At 66.1% G+C, this 15,193-nt stretch carries 12 protein-coding genes; 11 read left to right on the top strand and 1 reads right to left on the bottom strand.

Going from position 1 to position 15,193, the window contains the following annotated elements:
* Positions 1-5: 5 nt before the first annotated feature.
* The 7 genes from lptF (at position 6) to AC07O3_RS03175 (ending at position 5,501) form a co-directional block, all read left to right on the top strand.
* Positions 6-1,127, top strand: coding sequence for an LPS export ABC transporter permease LptF (lptF, locus tag AC07O3_RS03205; protein WP_495338550.1), 1,122 nt, complete (start codon positions 6-8; stop codon positions 1,125-1,127).
* A complete protein-coding gene (gene lptG / locus AC07O3_RS03200) occupies positions 1,124-2,233 on the top strand; it encodes an LPS export ABC transporter permease LptG (RefSeq protein WP_093054722.1) in 1,110 nt (369 codons plus the stop codon). The genes lptF and lptG overlap by 4 nt, the downstream gene beginning before the upstream one ends.
* Entirely contained in the window at positions 2,230-2,589 is a 360-nt protein-coding gene (locus AC07O3_RS03195) for a sirohydrochlorin chelatase (RefSeq protein WP_093173883.1), read from the top strand. The genes lptG and AC07O3_RS03195 overlap by 4 nt, the downstream gene beginning before the upstream one ends.
* Positions 2,590-2,655: 66 nt before the next feature.
* Positions 2,656-3,597, top strand: a complete 942-nt coding sequence (locus AC07O3_RS03190; RefSeq protein ID WP_007832298.1) for a CysB family HTH-type transcriptional regulator — start codon at positions 2,656-2,658, stop codon at positions 3,595-3,597.
* Positions 3,594-4,766, top strand: a complete 1,173-nt coding sequence (locus AC07O3_RS03185) for a pyridoxal phosphate-dependent aminotransferase (protein ID WP_426392976.1) — start codon at positions 3,594-3,596, stop codon at positions 4,764-4,766. Before AC07O3_RS03190 ends, AC07O3_RS03185 begins: the two co-directional genes overlap by 4 nt.
* 22 nt (positions 4,767-4,788) lie before the next feature.
* Positions 4,789-5,244 (top strand): DUF3592 domain-containing protein, encoded by a 456-nt coding sequence (locus tag AC07O3_RS03180; RefSeq protein WP_495338549.1) that lies wholly within the window; start codon positions 4,789-4,791, stop codon positions 5,242-5,244.
* Positions 5,245-5,342: 98 nt separating this feature from the next.
* Positions 5,343-5,501: a DUF3309 family protein gene (locus AC07O3_RS03175; RefSeq protein ID WP_093054714.1), complete on the top strand. Its 159-nt coding sequence runs from the start codon at positions 5,343-5,345 to the stop codon at positions 5,499-5,501.
* 67 nt (positions 5,502-5,568) lie between these two features.
* Here AC07O3_RS03175 and hrpA read toward each other — a convergent pair whose 3' ends face one another.
* Positions 5,569-9,354 (bottom strand): ATP-dependent RNA helicase HrpA, encoded by a 3,786-nt coding sequence (hrpA, locus tag AC07O3_RS03170; RefSeq protein WP_495338548.1) that lies wholly within the window; start codon positions 9,352-9,354, stop codon positions 5,569-5,571.
* A gap of 475 nt (positions 9,355-9,829) precedes the next feature.
* On the opposite strand from hrpA, the gene AC07O3_RS03165 reads away from it, so the two are divergent.
* The 4 genes from AC07O3_RS03165 (at position 9,830) to dapC (ending at position 15,159) form a co-directional block, all read left to right on the top strand.
* Entirely contained in the window at positions 9,830-11,812 is a 1,983-nt protein-coding gene (locus AC07O3_RS03165; protein WP_495338547.1) for an AAA family ATPase, read from the top strand.
* Positions 11,813-11,852: 40 nt separating this feature from the next.
* Positions 11,853-13,199, top strand: coding sequence for an amino-acid N-acetyltransferase (gene argA / locus AC07O3_RS03160; RefSeq protein ID WP_093054709.1), 1,347 nt, complete (start codon positions 11,853-11,855; stop codon positions 13,197-13,199).
* Positions 13,200-13,234: 35 nt separating this feature from the next.
* Positions 13,235-13,873 carry a LysE family translocator gene (locus tag AC07O3_RS03155; RefSeq protein ID WP_093173888.1) on the top strand — a complete coding sequence of 213 codons (639 nt, stop codon included), beginning with the start codon at positions 13,235-13,237 and terminating at the stop codon, positions 13,871-13,873.
* Between the two features lie 74 nt (positions 13,874-13,947).
* Positions 13,948-15,159, top strand: coding sequence for a succinyldiaminopimelate transaminase (gene dapC / locus AC07O3_RS03150; RefSeq protein WP_495338546.1), 1,212 nt, complete (start codon positions 13,948-13,950; stop codon positions 15,157-15,159).
* Positions 15,160-15,193: the final 34 nt, after the last annotated feature.

The following is a 15,193-nucleotide window of genomic DNA, read 5'->3' as shown; positions in this document are numbered from 1 at the left end:
GAACGATGTTATTCCATTCTTCCCTACGCAAGGAGCTGTCCCGCAGCTTCGGAGCGACCCTCGTGGTACTGGTCACCATCGTGATGACCATGATGCTCATCCGTACCCTCGGGCTCGCGTCCAAGGGCAGTGTGAACCCGCAGGAGGTGTTCCTGGTGATGGCCTACACGGTGCTCGGCTACATGCCGACCATCCTGAGCCTGAGCCTGTTCATCGCCATCGTCGGCACCCTGTCGCGCATGTACCGCGACAGCGAAATGGTGATCTGGTTTTCCAGCGGCCGCGGCCTGACCGACTTCATCAAGCCACTCTTCCGCTTCGCCTGGCCGGTGCTGATCCTGATCGCGGTGATGGCGCTGGTGGGCTGGCCGTGGGCCAACTCGCAGACCATCGGCATGCGCAAGCAGTACGAGCAGCGCAGCGACATCGAGCGGGTGGCGCCTGGTGAGTTCCGCGAATCCGCTGGCCGGGTGCGCGTGTTCTTCATCGACAAGGAGACGCCGGACAACTCCAAGGCTACCAACGTCTTCATCTGGTCGATCGAGCGCAACATGCAGATCACGACTTCGGCGCGCAGCGGCAGCATCGAGAACATCGGCGATTCGCGCTACCTGCTGCTCAACAGCGGCCAGCGGCTCGAGCAGCCCATGACCAACACCGGCCTGAAGATCAGCGAGTTCAAGACTTACGGCACCCGGGCAGGCGGCAACAGCGGCCTGGTCAACGACGCGACACCGCCGCGCGCGCGCAGCACGCTGTCCCTGCTGCCCGACACCAGCGCCCCCAGCCGCGGCGAACTGGCCTGGCGCATCGGCATGCTGCTGACGGCCATCAACTTCGTGCTGTTGGCACTGAATGTATCCAGCGCCAACCCGCGCGTCGGCCGAAGCGGCAACCTGCTTCTCGCGCTGTTCGCGTTCGTCGTGTACTACAACATGCTCAACCTGGGCCAAAGCTGGATCAGCTCGGGCAAATACAGCATGGGCAGTTTCATGCTGCTGTTGCATGGCGGCGTGCTGCTGATCAACCTGGCATGGCTCGGCGTTCGCCAGAACAACTGGGGCCGGCGATCAAAGCAAAGCCCGTCCGCCGCCGTGCTGCCCACACCCAAGATCGAACCCACGTGAAAACGATAAGACGCCTGATCTACGTGGAGGTGCTGAAGGCCGTTGCGTTCGTGACGCTCGGCTTCCTGAGCCTCTTTTTCTTCTTCGACTTCGTCGACGAACTGCAATCCATCGGCAAGCCGGACAGCCTCAACTACGGGCCCGCACAGGCGCTGGCCTACGTGATGCTGCTGGTGCCGAGCCACCTCTACGAACTGCTGCCGATCACGGTGCTGATCGGCTCCATCTTCGTGATGGCCCGGCTGGCGCAAAGCTCCGAATACACCATCCTGCGCACCAGCGGGCTGGGGCCCTGGCGCGCGCTGCGCACCCTGCTGCTGCTGGGCGTCGGCTTCGTCGTGCTGACCTTCGCCGTCGGCGACTATGTCGCCCCGGCCTCCGAGCGCACGGGGCAACTGCTCAAGGCCAAGTACCAGGGCATCTATTCGCTGGCGGGCAACACGGGCGCCTGGCTCAAGGAAAAACGGGGCAATGTCTCGTACGCGGTGAACGTGCTGTCCATCGACCGCAAAGGCGCGCTGAAGAGCCCGCGCATCTTCGAATTCGACGACAACGGCTACATCAGCACCCAGATCACCGCAGGCTCGGCCCGCATTGGCGACGGGCACTGGATGCTCACCGACGTGGAAGAGCAGAAGTACGACACGCGCGGCGCGGCCGACCAGGCCCGCATCGCCACGACCAAGACTCCGCAGCTGAACTGGGCCACCTCGCTGACCAGCGAAATGGTCTCGGTCGCGCTCCTGCGCCCCGACCGCATGAGCACGATCGACCTGTTCGACTACATCCGCCACCTCGACGCCAACGGCCAGACCGCGCAGCGCTACGAGATCGAGTTCTGGCGCAAGGTGTTCTACCCGCTCTCGTGCCTGGTGATGGTGGTGCTCGCCCTGCCCTTCGCCTACCTGCACTTCCGCCAGGCCGGTATCACCACCTACGTGTTCGGCGGCGTGATGATCGGCATCAGCTTCTTCCTGCTGAACAACGTGTTCGGCTATCTCGGCAACCTCAGCAACTGGTCGCCATGGCTCACGGCGGCGGCGCCGGGCATGATCTATTCGGTGATGTCGTTGACGGCCTTCAGCTGGCTGGTCTTGCGACGATGACCCAGGGCATTGTTTTGCTGGCGCACGGTTCGCGCGACGAGCGCTGGCGCGAGCCCATCGAGGCCGTGGCCGAACGCGTGTGCAAAAACGAGCCGAATGCCCGCGTGGCCTGCGCCTACATGGAGCTGGCAACGCCCGACCTGCCCACGGCGACGGCGGCGCTGATTGCCAGTGGCGCCACCGCTATCCGCGTGGTTCCGCTGTTCCTGGGCATGGGCAAGCACGCTCGCGAAGACCTGCCGCACCAACTCGAGGCACTGCGCCAGAAATGGCCCGCCATTGACTTTTCGCTCGCGCGCATCGTCGGCGAAGAGCCCGAACTGGTCGATCTCCTGGCCAGAATTGCGGTCAAATAGTGAACATCCGGCAATTTCGATAGATTCCGAAGGCATAATGAATTCCGCAATAAGACGGAATTTGATATGAATCTGCATCAGTTCAAGTTTGTTCAGGAAGCCGTGCGGCGCAACCTGAACCTCACCGAGGCGGCCAAGGCGCTCCACACCTCGCAACCCGGTGTCTCCAAGGCCATCATCGAGCTCGAGGAAGAACTGGGCGTTGAAATCTTCGCGCGTCATGGCAAGCGGCTCAAACGCGTTACCGAGCCGGGCCAGCACGTCATCGCCAGCATCGAACTCATCATGCGCGAGGTGGGCAATCTCAAGCGCATCGGCGAACAGTTCAGCGCGCAGGACAGCGGCACCCTCTCCATCGCCACCACCCATACGCAGGCGCGCTACGTGCTGCCCGTGCCCGTGGCGAACCTGCGCGAGGCCTATCCCAAGGTCAACGTGAGCCTGCACCAGGGCTCGCCCGATCAGGTGGCTCGCATGGTGATCGACGAGATCGCCGAGATCGGCATCGCCACCGAATCGCTCGACGGCTACGCCGAGCTGGTGACCCTGCCCTGCTACGAATGGCAGCACGTTCTGGTTCTGCCCAAGGACCATCCGCTGGCCGCCAAGGAGCGCATTTCGCTCGAAGACCTGGCGAGCGAGCCGATCATCACGTACCACCCCTCGTTCACCGGCCGCACGCGCATCGACCATGCGTTCGCACAGAAAAAGCTCACGCCGCGCATCGCGCTCGAAGCCATCGACTCCGACGTGATCAAGACCTACGTGCGCCTCGGGCTGGGCGTGGGCATCGTGGCCGAAATGGCCGTGCGCGACGAGTCGAACGCCGACCTCGTGGTGCGCCCGATGGGGCATGTGTTCGGCCAGAATATTGCGCGTGTCGCGTTCAAGCGCAGCGCCTATCTGCGCAACTTCGTCTTCAAGTTCGCCGAGCTGCTGTCCGACCGCCTCGACCGCAACCTGATCGCCAAGGCCCTGAGCGGCCACCAACAAGACTACGAGCTATGAGCACAGTTCAATCCCCACGCACGCCCGACATCGTCACCAAGCTGCCGGCCGTCGGCACCACCATCTTCACCGTGATGTCGGCGCTGGCCGCCGAGAAGAACGCGGTCAACCTGGGCCAGGGCTTTCCGGATTTCCACTGCGATCCGAAGCTGCTCGAAGACGTCACGGCCGCCATGGCCGCGGGCCACAACCAGTACCCGCCGATGCCCGGCATCCCGGCGCTGCGCGACGCCATCGCCGCCAAGATCTCGGCGATGTACGGCTACAGCTACAGCGCGGCCACGGAAATCACCGTCACCGCCGGCGCCACGCAAGCCATCATCACTGCCATCCTCGCCATCGTGCGCCCGGGCGACGAAGTGATCGTGCTGGAACCCTGCTACGACAGCTACGTGCCCAACATCGAGCTGGCCGGCGGCAGCGTGGTGCGCGTACCGCTCACGCCGGGCACCTTCCGCCCCGACTTCGACAAGATCGCCGCAGCGCTCACGCCGCGCACGCGCGCCATCATCATCAACACGCCGCACAACCCGAGCGCCACGGTCTGGACAGAAGCCGAGATGCGGCAGCTCGAAGAACTGCTCGCCCCCACCGACGTGTTCGTGATCAGCGATGAGGTCTACGAGCACATGGTGTTCGACAACGCCCGCCACGAAAGCGTGGCCCGCTTTCCGGGCCTGGCAGCGCGCAGCTTCATTGTCAGCAGCTTCGGCAAGACGTACCACGTCACCGGCTGGAAGGTCGGCTACGTGGCCGCGCCGGCCCCGCTGATGGCCGAATTCCGCAAGGTGCACCAGTTCAACGTGTTCACCGTGAACACACCGATGCAGCATGCGCTTGCGCAGTACATGGGCGAGCCGAAGCCGTACCTCGAACTGCCGGCCTTCTATCAGCGCAAGCGCGACTTGTTCGCGGCGGGCCTGGCCGAAAAAACCCGCTTCAAGCTGCTGCGCAGCGAAGGCAGCTACTTCCAGTGCGTCGACATCTCGGCGGTGAGCGACCTGTCCGAAGCCGAGTTCTGCCTGTGGCTCACGCGCGAGATCGGCGTGGCGGCGATCCCGCTGTCGGCTTTCTACGGCGACGGCTTCGACCAGCGCGTGGTGCGCTTCTGCTTCGCCAAGAAGGACGAGACGCTGCTCGCCGCGCTGGAGCGCCTCGCGCGGCTCTGACGCCTGCGGCAGCCGCACGTCGATGACGAAACAGCCCACCACCATCATCAGGCTCGTTTTCAGCGTGGTCGGCGCGCTGCTGTGCGGCATTGCCCTGCTGCTGTACCAGCATACGTCGGCCTTCATCGCGTCGGCCAGCCGCACGCAGGGCGAAGTCCTGCGGCTGCTCCACGTGGAAAGCTCGAAGAGCAACAGTTCGGGCACCTGGAAGCCGCTGGTGCGCTTCAAGGCGCCGGGCGGCGAGATCATCGAGTTCACGCCGTCGAGCAGCAGCAACCCGCCAGCCTACGACGTCGGCGAGAAAGTCGACGTCTTCTTCGATCCACGCAACCCGCAGGACGCCATGCTGAACGGCTTCTTCTCGCTGTGGGGCGGCGCCGTCATCACCGGTGGCATTGGCCTCGTTTTCCTGCTCGTCGTGGTGGCGATGCTGTTCCTGCCTGCGCAGGCGCCGGCAACGCGCCGACGGCCAGGGTAGGACGTTCACCGACCACCGAAGGGGCGGCTCTCCGGCGATCCGCGCGACATGTCAGGGGGAGCATGAAAGCTCGTCACAACAACCGCCCTGGAGAAAACATGTCGCTCTCGTTCATTCTGCTGATCGTCCTGATCCTGATATTGATCGGCGCGCTGCCGAGTTGGGGATACAGCCGGGCCTGGGGCTATGGTCCCAGCGGCGGTGTCGGCCTGGTCGTGCTGATCGTCGTGATCCTGGTTCTCATGGGACGCATATAGGCCCAGGCACGCCGCAAAGAAAAAGCCCGCTCAAGCGGGCTTTTTTTCGTCCACTGCGGCCAGCGGATCAGGCCTGCAACTGCGCCCAGGCCTTGTCGAGCCGCTTCACGCTCACCGGCTGCGGCGTGCGCAGCTCTTGTGCGAAGAAGCTCACGCGCAGTTCTTCGAGCAGCCAACGGAACTCGAGCATGCGGTCGTCCACCACGCCCTTGCGTTCGGCCACAAGGCGCCAGTAGCGCTGGTCCTGCGGCTTCAGCTCCGCGAGCTTGGCGGCGTCGCGCGCCGGGTCGGCGCGCAGCTTGTCGAGCCGCAGCACGATGGCCTTGAGGTAACGCGCGAAGTGCTGCAGCTGCGTCCACGGCGCATCGGCGATGAAGCGCTTGCCAACGAGGCGCTGCAGTTGCTGCGCGGCGTCCTGCACGGCGTCGGGCTGGATCTTCGTGTCCTTGATCTTGCGCGCGGCCGCCGCGTATTCAATGAGGATGGTCGACGCGAGCCGGGCCACCTCGTTGGCAATCAGCGTGAGGCGGCCACGGCCCTCCTCCAGCCGGCGCTTGAACGCGAACTCGTCGGTCGGCAGCGGCTCCTGCAGGAAGGCGCGGTCGATCGCGACATCGATGATCTGCGTGCGCAGCTCTTCGGAGGTGCCTAGCGGCATGTAGGCCACCGACATCTTCTGCAGGTCGGGAATGTTCTTCTCGAGGTACTTGAGCGCGTCTTTCAGTTGCAGCGCGAACAGGCGGCGCAGGCCGGCGCGGTGCTTGGCGGCTGCCACGGCGGGCTCGTCGAACACCTCGATGGTCACCGCGTCGCCTTCGTCGCGCAGCGCCGGAAAGCCGATCAGCGATTGCGAGCCGCGGCGCACTTCCATCAGCTCGGGCAGCTCGCCGAAGGTCCAGCCTGTGTAGCGCTGGCCGGCAGGCAATGCGGCGGGTGCGGGCTGGCTCGCGTCCTTCGCGGGCGCCCCGGACTTGCTTTCGGACACAGCCGCCGCATTCTTCTCCGGCGACGCCTTGACGTTGAGCCCAGCCAGCGCCTGGAAGGCACCACGCGCCTGCGCACCAAGCTCGGCCTTCAGCGCACCGAGGTTGCGCCCCATGCCCAATTGCCGGCCGTGCTCGTCGATCACGCGCAGGTTCATGAACAGGTGCGGCGGCAGCATGTCGAGCTTGAAGTCGGCGCGCTTGACGTCGATGCTGGTCATGTCGCGCACGCGCTTGAGCAGCACGTCGGTCAGCGAGCCGGTGCCGAACAACTCAGGCTCGGACAGTTCTGCCGCCAGCTTCGAGGCCGACTCGGGCAGCGGCACCAGCCGCGAGCGCGGACGCTGCGGCAGGCTCTTGAGCAGTGCCTGGATCTTGTCCTTGAGCATGCCCGTCACCAGCCACTCGCAGCGCTCCTCGCTCACCTGGTTGAGCACGAACAGCGGCACGCTGGCCGTGAGGCCGTCCTTCGCGTCGCCGGGCTCGTGCAGGTATGTCGCGGCGCAATCCACGCCGCCGAGCCGCAGCGTCGGCGGGAACGATTGCGTCGTGATGCCGGCCGCCTGGTGGCGCATCAGCTCGTCGCGCGTCAGGAACAGCAGGCGCGGCTGTTCCTTGGAGGCATGGCGGTACCAGTTCTCGAAAGTGATGCCGCTGGCCACGTCGACGGGCAGCTGTGCGTCGTAGAAGGCGAAGATCAGTTCGTCGTCGACCAGTACGTCCTGCCGGCGCGACTTGTGTTCCAGCCCCTCGACCTCGCGCACCAGCTTGCGGTTGGCCTGCAGGAACGGAAACTTGCTCTCCCACTGCCCGGCGACCAGCGCTTCGCGGATGAAGATCTCGCGCGCCGCGACCGGATCGACCTTGGTGAAGTCGACACGCCGTCCGCTGTAGACCACGAGGCCGTACAGCGTTGCCCGCTCCAGCGCAGACACCTGCGCGCCCTTCTTCTCCCAGTGCGGATCGAGCAACTGCTTCTTCAGCAGATGCTCCGCCACCTGTTCGAGCCACTGCGGCTCGATGTTGGCGATGCCGCGCCCGAAGAGCCGCGTGGTCTCGACCAGTTCGGCCGCGACGATCCATCGGCCCGGCTTCTTCTTCAGGTGCGCGCCGGGGTGCTTGTAGAACTTGATGCCCCGCGCGCCGAGGTAGGCCTCGTCGTCTTCGAGCTTCCAGCCGACGTTGCCCAGCAGGCCTGCGAGCATCGACAGGTGCAGCGGCTCGTAGCCGGCAGGCTCTGCGTTGAGGCGCCACTTGTGCTCGGTGACCACCGTGAGCAGCTGCGAATGGATATCTCGCCATTCGCGCACGCGACGGATGTTGATGAAGTTCTGCCGCAAAAGCTGTTCGTACTGCCGGTTGCTGAGCTTATGGGTGTCGCCATGGCCGCCGCGCGCGTCGGCGATCCATTTCCACAGGCGAAGGTAGCCGCTGAACTCGCTCTTCTCGTCGTCGAACTTCGAATGCGCCTGGTCGGCCTGCTGCTGGGCTTCCATCGGGCGGTCGCGCACGTCCTGCACGCTGAGGGCCGACGCGATGATGAGCACTTCTTCGAGCGCGCCGCGCGAGCGGGCTTCCAGGATCATGCGGCCCACGCGCGGGTCCAGCGGCAGCCTCGACAGCTCGGCGCCGGTGTGCGTGAGCTCGTTGGCATCGTCGACCGCGCCCAGCTCGTTGAGCAACTGGTAGCCGTCGGCAATCGCGCGCGGCGACGGTGCCTCCAGGAACGGGAAGCGCGCCACGTCGCCCAGGCGCAGCGACTTCATCCGCAGGATCACGCCGGCCAGCGACGAACGCAGGATTTCCGGATCGGTGAAGCGCGGGCGGCCTTCGAAATCTTTCTCGTCGTAGAGCCGGATGCAGATGCCGTTCGCCACGCGCCCGCACCGACCCGCGCGCTGGTTGGCCGCCGCCTGGCTGATCGGCTCGACCAGCAGCTGCTCGACCTTGCTGCGGAAGCTGTAGCGCTTGACGCGCGCCGTGCCGGTGTCGATCACGTAGCGGATGCCTGGCACCGTGAGCGAGGTTTCGGCCACGTTGGTGGCCAGCACGATGCGCCGTCCCGTGTGGCCGTCGAAGATGCGGTCCTGCTCGGGGCCCGAGAGCCGCGCGAACAGCGGCAGCACCTCGGCATTGCGCAGCAGCGGCTGGTGGCTCAGGTGGCGGCGCAGGTGGTCGGCCGCCTCGCGGATCTCGCGCTCGCCGGGCAGGAAGACGAGGATGTCGCCTGCGTTGTGCGGATCGCGCCAAAGTTCGTCGACGCCATCGGCAATGGCGTCGTTCAGATCATGCTCGCGCGATTCTTCGAAGGGCCGGTAGCGCTGCTCCACCGGGAAGGTGCGGCCCGACACCATGATGGTCGGCGCCGGCCCCTTGGCCGAGGCGAAATGCTGCGCGAAGCGGTCGGCATCGATGGTGGCCGAAGTGACGATCACCTTCAGGTCGGGCCGGCGCGGAAGAATCTCGCGCAGGTAGCCCAGCAGGAAGTCGATGTTCAGCGAGCGCTCGTGCGCCTCGTCGATGATGAGCGTGTCGTAGGCCTTCAGCAGCGGATCGGTCTGCGTCTCGGCCAGCAGGATGCCGTCGGTCATCAGCTTGACCGAAGCGTCCCGGCTCAGGCGGTCTTGAAAGCGCACCTTGAAGCCGACCACGTCGCCCAGCGGCGTCTTCAGCTCTTCGGCGATGCGCTTGGCCACCGAGCTCGCGGCGATGCGGCGCGGCTGCGTATGGCCGATGAGCCGGCCCTTGCCCGGCTCGGCGTTGAGCTTGCCGCGGCCCAGCGCGAGCGCGATCTTTGGCAGCTGCGTGGTCTTGCCCGAGCCCGTCTCGCCGCAAACGATCACGACCTGGTGCGCCGATATGGCGGCCATGATTTCGTCGCGCCTGCCCGAGACAGGGAGCGATTCGGGAAATTCGATGCGGAGAGGTGTCGTGGTCGTCAAGGGAAGGCAGTCGTCGGGCTGGCGCGGCGGGCAAACCATCGATTATCGGTGCGCACCGCGGCTGTTGCACGGCATCCACAGCGCGCTGCTTCGTTGCAACACGATCCGTAAATAGTCTTTACTCAACTGCAAACCGCTACTACGATCGCGTCCCATGTCCTATCGCCTTGCCCCCACCACCTTGCGCCGTCGCTGCGCAAGCCATGCGCCCGCCGCGCATGGGAGGGTCAAGTTGCCTCGCCCGGCCTGAAGCCCGCGCCCTCGCTCATGTCGGCACGCTTCGGACACTGAAGCGCCGCAACCGACACCCACAGCGTCTTGCCTGCCGACTCCTTCATTTCGAAGGAGCGGCCGCCTTTGTCGTACCTGCTCGATTCAAAAGAATCAAAAAAAGAAAAACACCATGTCCAAAGACATCCATTCCCGTCTGCACGCCGAGCTCGCAGAGCGCACGCGCCACCTGCAGACCGTTGCCGAAGCCCTGAAGACCGAGCTCTTCGGCATCGACGACATCATCGACCGCGTGATCGATTCGCTGCGCGCCTGGTATGTGCTGCCGCAGATCATCAGCCGCCCCGTCATCGTCTGCCTCTGGGGCCTCACCGGCACCGGCAAGACGCAGCTGGTGCGCAAGCTCGCGCAGCACCTGGGCTTCTACGACCGCTTCATCGAAGTGCAGATGGACGGTTTCAGCCACGGCTCGGGCTACCACAGCCGCGGCTCCATCTCGGCCATGCTGGCCGAATCGGGCATCGCCGAAGGCACGCCCGGCATCCTGGTGCTCGACGAGTTCCAGCGCTTTCGCACGGTCGACGGCAACGGCAACGACGCCAAGGTCGAGCGCTACCAGGACGTGTGGGCGCTGCTGTCCGACGGCCGCCTGCCGCCCGCGCTCTCGATGCTCGGAGAGATCGAGTCGTCGCTCGCGCATGCCGAGTTCGTGCAGGACCGCGACGGCACCGACAAGAAGAAGTTCGACAAGAAGCGCAAGCTGCACCTGTCGCCCTGGGAGGCGCGCGAAGTCAAGCGCTGCCTGAAGCTCTCCGAGACCCTGCTGCAGATCATGGCGTGGAAGCCCGCCGAGGTGCACGCGCGCCTGCGCGCCTTCCGCGACACGCAGCAGAGCTGGGAGACCGACTACAGCAAGCTGCTGGTGTTCGTCTCGGGCAACCTCGACGAGATGTACGCCGAGACGGCCCAGCGCGTCGAAGACTGCGACACCGACGCCGACATCTTCCACGCGCTGACGAAGAAACTCTCCGTCATCGACGTGAAGAAGGCGCTGGCCGAGCGCTTCCGCCCTGAGCAGATCGCCCGACTGGGCAACAACCACGTGATCTACCCCTCGTTCAACCGCGCGACCTACGTGCGCCTGATCCTGTCGATCTGCGACCGCTATGTGGGCGAGATCCAGGAAAGCTCCGGCGTGCGCTTCGTGCTCGACGCGAGCGTGTACGAGCAGATCTACGCCAACGCCGTGTTCCCGGCGCAGGGCACGCGCCCGCTGTTTTCGTCGATCCACGCGATCCTGAGCGCGACGCTGGTCAATGCCGCGCTGTGGGCGCTGGAGCAACGCGCCGACGGCAGCGAGCCGGTTTGGCTCACGCTGGACGCGGGCGCATCCTGCATCACGGCCAAGTACCGCAAGGCGCGCCGCCAGTTTCCGGTCGCGCTGGAGCTGAACCGCCTCAAGCAGCGTTCGAGCGAAGACTTCCGCGCCCTGCTCGCCGTGCACGAGGCAGGCCACGGCGTGGCCTACGGCCTGCTGTTCGCCCGCGCGCCGCAGGAGATCAAGATCAACGTGGCCTCGTTCGAGGGCGGCTACAACAGCTACGAGCAGCGCAAGGCCTGGTCGAAGGAGAACCTGCGCGACCGCATCTGCGTGAGCCTCGCGGGCCGCGCCGCCGAACAGCTGGTGTTCGGCGAGCAGGCCTGCACCTCCGGCGCCACGCAAGACTTCATGCAGGCGACTGCCTATGCCGCGCAGTACGTGCGCCACTTCGCCTTCGGCACGCGCCTGAGCCGCACCGACGTCGCGAACGACCCGGGCGACAACGTCAACACCGACATCGAGGTGACCAACCCCGAGATCGAGGCCCTGCTGGCGCAGGAGCACGCACGCGCACTGGCGCTGCTCGACGCGCATACGCCTGCGCTGATGGCGGTGGTCGACGCACTGCTGCGCGAGGGCTCCATCGCGCCGGCCGAACTGGCCGCGATGCTCGAGCTGCCGGACCCGGCGGCCGGCGCGGCTACGGACGCCTACGCGGGGCTGCTGGCGACCTTCCGCGCCCACAACGCCGGCCTGCCACTGCCGACGCCTCCCAAGAGTGCAGGAGCGGCCATTCCCGCCAGCGCAGCCCGCGTGCTGCGCGCGATCGCCTGAGTCAGGCAAATGACGCTTCATGAATGCACAATCACGCCCCATGTCCACCGTCTTCAATTTCACCTTCGTGCCCTGGTTCCGCTCGGTCGCGCCCTACATCCACACGCACCGCGGTAAGACTTTCGTGGTCGGCCTGGCGGGCGAGGCGATTGCGGCGGGCAAGCTGCAGAACATTGCGCAAGACCTGGCACTGATCCAGAGCATGGGCGTGAAGATCGTGCTGGTGCACGGCTTCCGGCCGCAGGTCAACGAACAGCTCGCGGCCAAGGGCCACGAGGCGCGCTATTCGCACGGCATCCGCATCACCGACGAAGTGGCGCTCGACTCCGCGCAGGAAGCCGCCGGCCAGTTGCGCTATGAAATCGAGGCCGCCTTCAGCCAGGGCCTGCCCAACACGCCGATGGCGGGCTCGACGGTTCGGGTGATCTCGGGCAACTTCATCACTGCGCGCCCTGTCGGCGTGGTCGACGGGGTGGACTTCAAGCATTCGGGCCTGGTGCGCAAGGTGGACGCGGCCGGCATCCGCCGCACGCTGGACTTCGGCGCGATGGTGCTGATGTCGCCCTTCGGCTTCTCGCCCACCGGCGAGGCCTTCAACCTGACGATGGAAGAGGTGGCCACCAGCGTCGCCATTTCCATCCAGGCCGACAAGCTGATCTTCCTCACGGAAATCCCCGGCATCCGTATCGACAGCGAACTGCCCGAGAGCGAAGACAACCCGATCGACACCGAGCTGCCGCTGGACGCCGCCGAAAAGCTGCTGGCCTCGCTGCCGCCGGCCCAGAAGCCGACCGACACGGGCTTCTACCTGCAACACTGCGTGAAGGCCTGCAAGGGCGGCGTGGAGCGCAACCACATCCTGCCCTTTGCGCTCGACGGCTCGCTGCTGCTGGAGGTGTACGTGCACGACGGCGTCGGCACCATGGTGATCGACGAGAAGCTCGAAAGCCTGCGCGAAGCCACGGTGGACGACATCGGAGGCATCCTGCAGCTCATCGAGCCCTTCGAGCGCGACGGCACGCTGGTCAAGCGCGACCGAAACGAGATCGAGCGCGACGTGGGCCACTACACGGTGATCGAGCACGACGGCGTGATCTTCGGCTGCGCGGCGCTCTATCCGTACCCCGAGGCGCGCACCGCCGAGATGGCCGCGCTTACGGTGTCGCCCCAATCGCAGTCGCAGGGCGACGGCGAGCGCATCCTCAAGCGCATCGAGCACCGCGCCAAGGCCATGGGCCTGGACAGCATCTTCGTGCTCACCACGCGCACCATGCACTGGTTCCTCAAGCGCGGCTTCCAGCAGGTCAACCCCGACTGGCTGCCCGAAGCGCGCAAGCGCAAGTACAACTGGGATCGCAAGAGCCAGGTGCTGGTCAAGAAGATCTGACCGCCCGCTGAAAACCCACGAAGGAGACTGCCCCGATGACGCTCGCCACCGCCCTTCTCTTCGCCATCGTGGCCTTCGCGGCCATCGCCACGCCCGGCCCCACGGTGCTGCTGGCGCTCAGCAACGGTTCGCGCCACGGCGTGCGCCGGGCGCTGCCGGGCATGCTCGGCGCGGTGCTGTCCGACTTCGTGCTGGTCGGCGCCGTGGCGCTCGGCCTGGGCGCGCTGCTGGCGGCGTCGGAGTTCTGGTTCTCGATGCTGAAGTGGGTCGGTGCGGTGTACCTGGCCTGGCTCGGGCTGCGCATGCTGCGCTCCAAGGGCGGTTTTCACCTGCCGGCGGCCGATGCCGCGCCTTCGGTCACGGCGGGCGAAAGCCGGCGCATCTTCTTCAAGTCTTTCCTGGTGGCGGTGACAAACCCCAAGGGCTACATCTTCTGCTCGGCCCTGCTGCCGCAGTTCATCGATCCCTCGGCCGCGCAGGCGCCGCAGTACATCGTCATTGCCCTGATCTTCGCGGGCCTGGACATGGCTGTGATGCTGGCCTATGCCTTCGTCGGCGCCCGCGCGATCCGGCTGCTGACGGTGTCGGCCACGCGCTGGATCGATCGCGCCTGCGGCGGCATGCTGCTGGCGCTGGCCGGCTCGCTGGCCTTCTACCGGCGCAGCGCGGCCTGACGCCTGCCAGCCGTCATGGCTGCCAGTAGCCGCTTCGGCAGGAGCGGTAACACCTGTCACCGATAATCCCGGGCATGAATCCCCTGCTTTCCCGGTTGCAACCCTATCCCTTCGAACGGCTGAAGCAACTGTTCGCGGGCGTCACGCCCAACCCCGAGTTCCCGGCCATCAGCCTGGGCATCGGCGAACCCAAGCACGCCACGCCGGGCTTCATCAAGGACGCCCTGAGCGCCAGCCTCGGCGCGCTGGCCGCCTACCCCGCCACCGCCGGCGACCTGGCGCTGCGCACCGCCTTCACCGACTGGCTGAAAACCCGCTACAGCCTCGCCCTCGACCCAGCCACGCAAGTGCTGCCCGTCAATGGTTCGCGCGAAGCCCTGTTCTCGCTGGCGCAGACCGTGGTCGACCCCACCGTTTCGCCGCAGCCGGTGGTGATGTCGCCCAATCCGTTCTATCAAATCTACGAGGGCGCGGCCCTGCTCTCGGGCGCCGAGCCGTACTACGCAGCCAGCGTGCCCGCGCGCAATTTCGCAGTCGACTGGGACAGCGTGCCCGAGGACGTCTGGGCCCGCACGCAGCTGGTGTTCGTCTGCTCGCCGGGCAACCCGACGGGCGCGGTGATGTCGCTGGACGAGTGGAAGAAGCTCTTTGCCCTGTCTGACCGCCACGGCTTCGTGATCGCCGCCGACGAGTGCTACAGCGAGATCTACTTCCGCGACGAGCCCCCGCTCAGCGGCCTCGAGGCCTCGGTGAAGCTCGGCCGGCCCGACTTCCGCAACCTGATCGCGCTGACCTCGCTGTCCAAGCGCAGCAACGTGCCCGGCCTGCGCAGCGGCTTCGTGGCGGGCGACGCGACCATCATCAAGAAGTTCTTGCTCTACCGCACCTACCACGGCAGCGCCATGAGCGGCACCGTGGCCGCGGCCAGCATCGCGGCCTGGGGCGACGAGTCGCATGTGGTCGACAACCGCGCCCAGTACCGCGCCAAGTTCGCGGCCGTCACGCCGCTGCTCGAACCCGTGCTCGACGTGCGGCTGCCCGACGCCAGTTTTTACCTCTGGGCCGGCGTGCCCGAAGTGTGGGCTGGCGACGACGAAGCCTTCGCCCGCGCGCTCTACGCTCAATACAATGTGACGGTTCTGCCGGGGAGCTATCTCGCGCGCGAGACCGCGCACAGCGCCAACCCGGGCCGCGGCCGCATCCGCATGGCACTGGTGGCCGAAACAGCCGAATGCGTGGAGGCCGCCGAGCGCATCGTCCGCTTCTGCAAGGACACCCGCCGCTGACCCGCTTTCCTGCCCCGATTTTTCACCCGAGACC

Source organism: Variovorax sp. GW821-FHT09D05 (assembly GCF_059416325.1).
The sequence above is the reverse complement of the archived record's forward strand: the minus strand, read 5'-3'. Positions and strand labels throughout refer to the sequence as shown.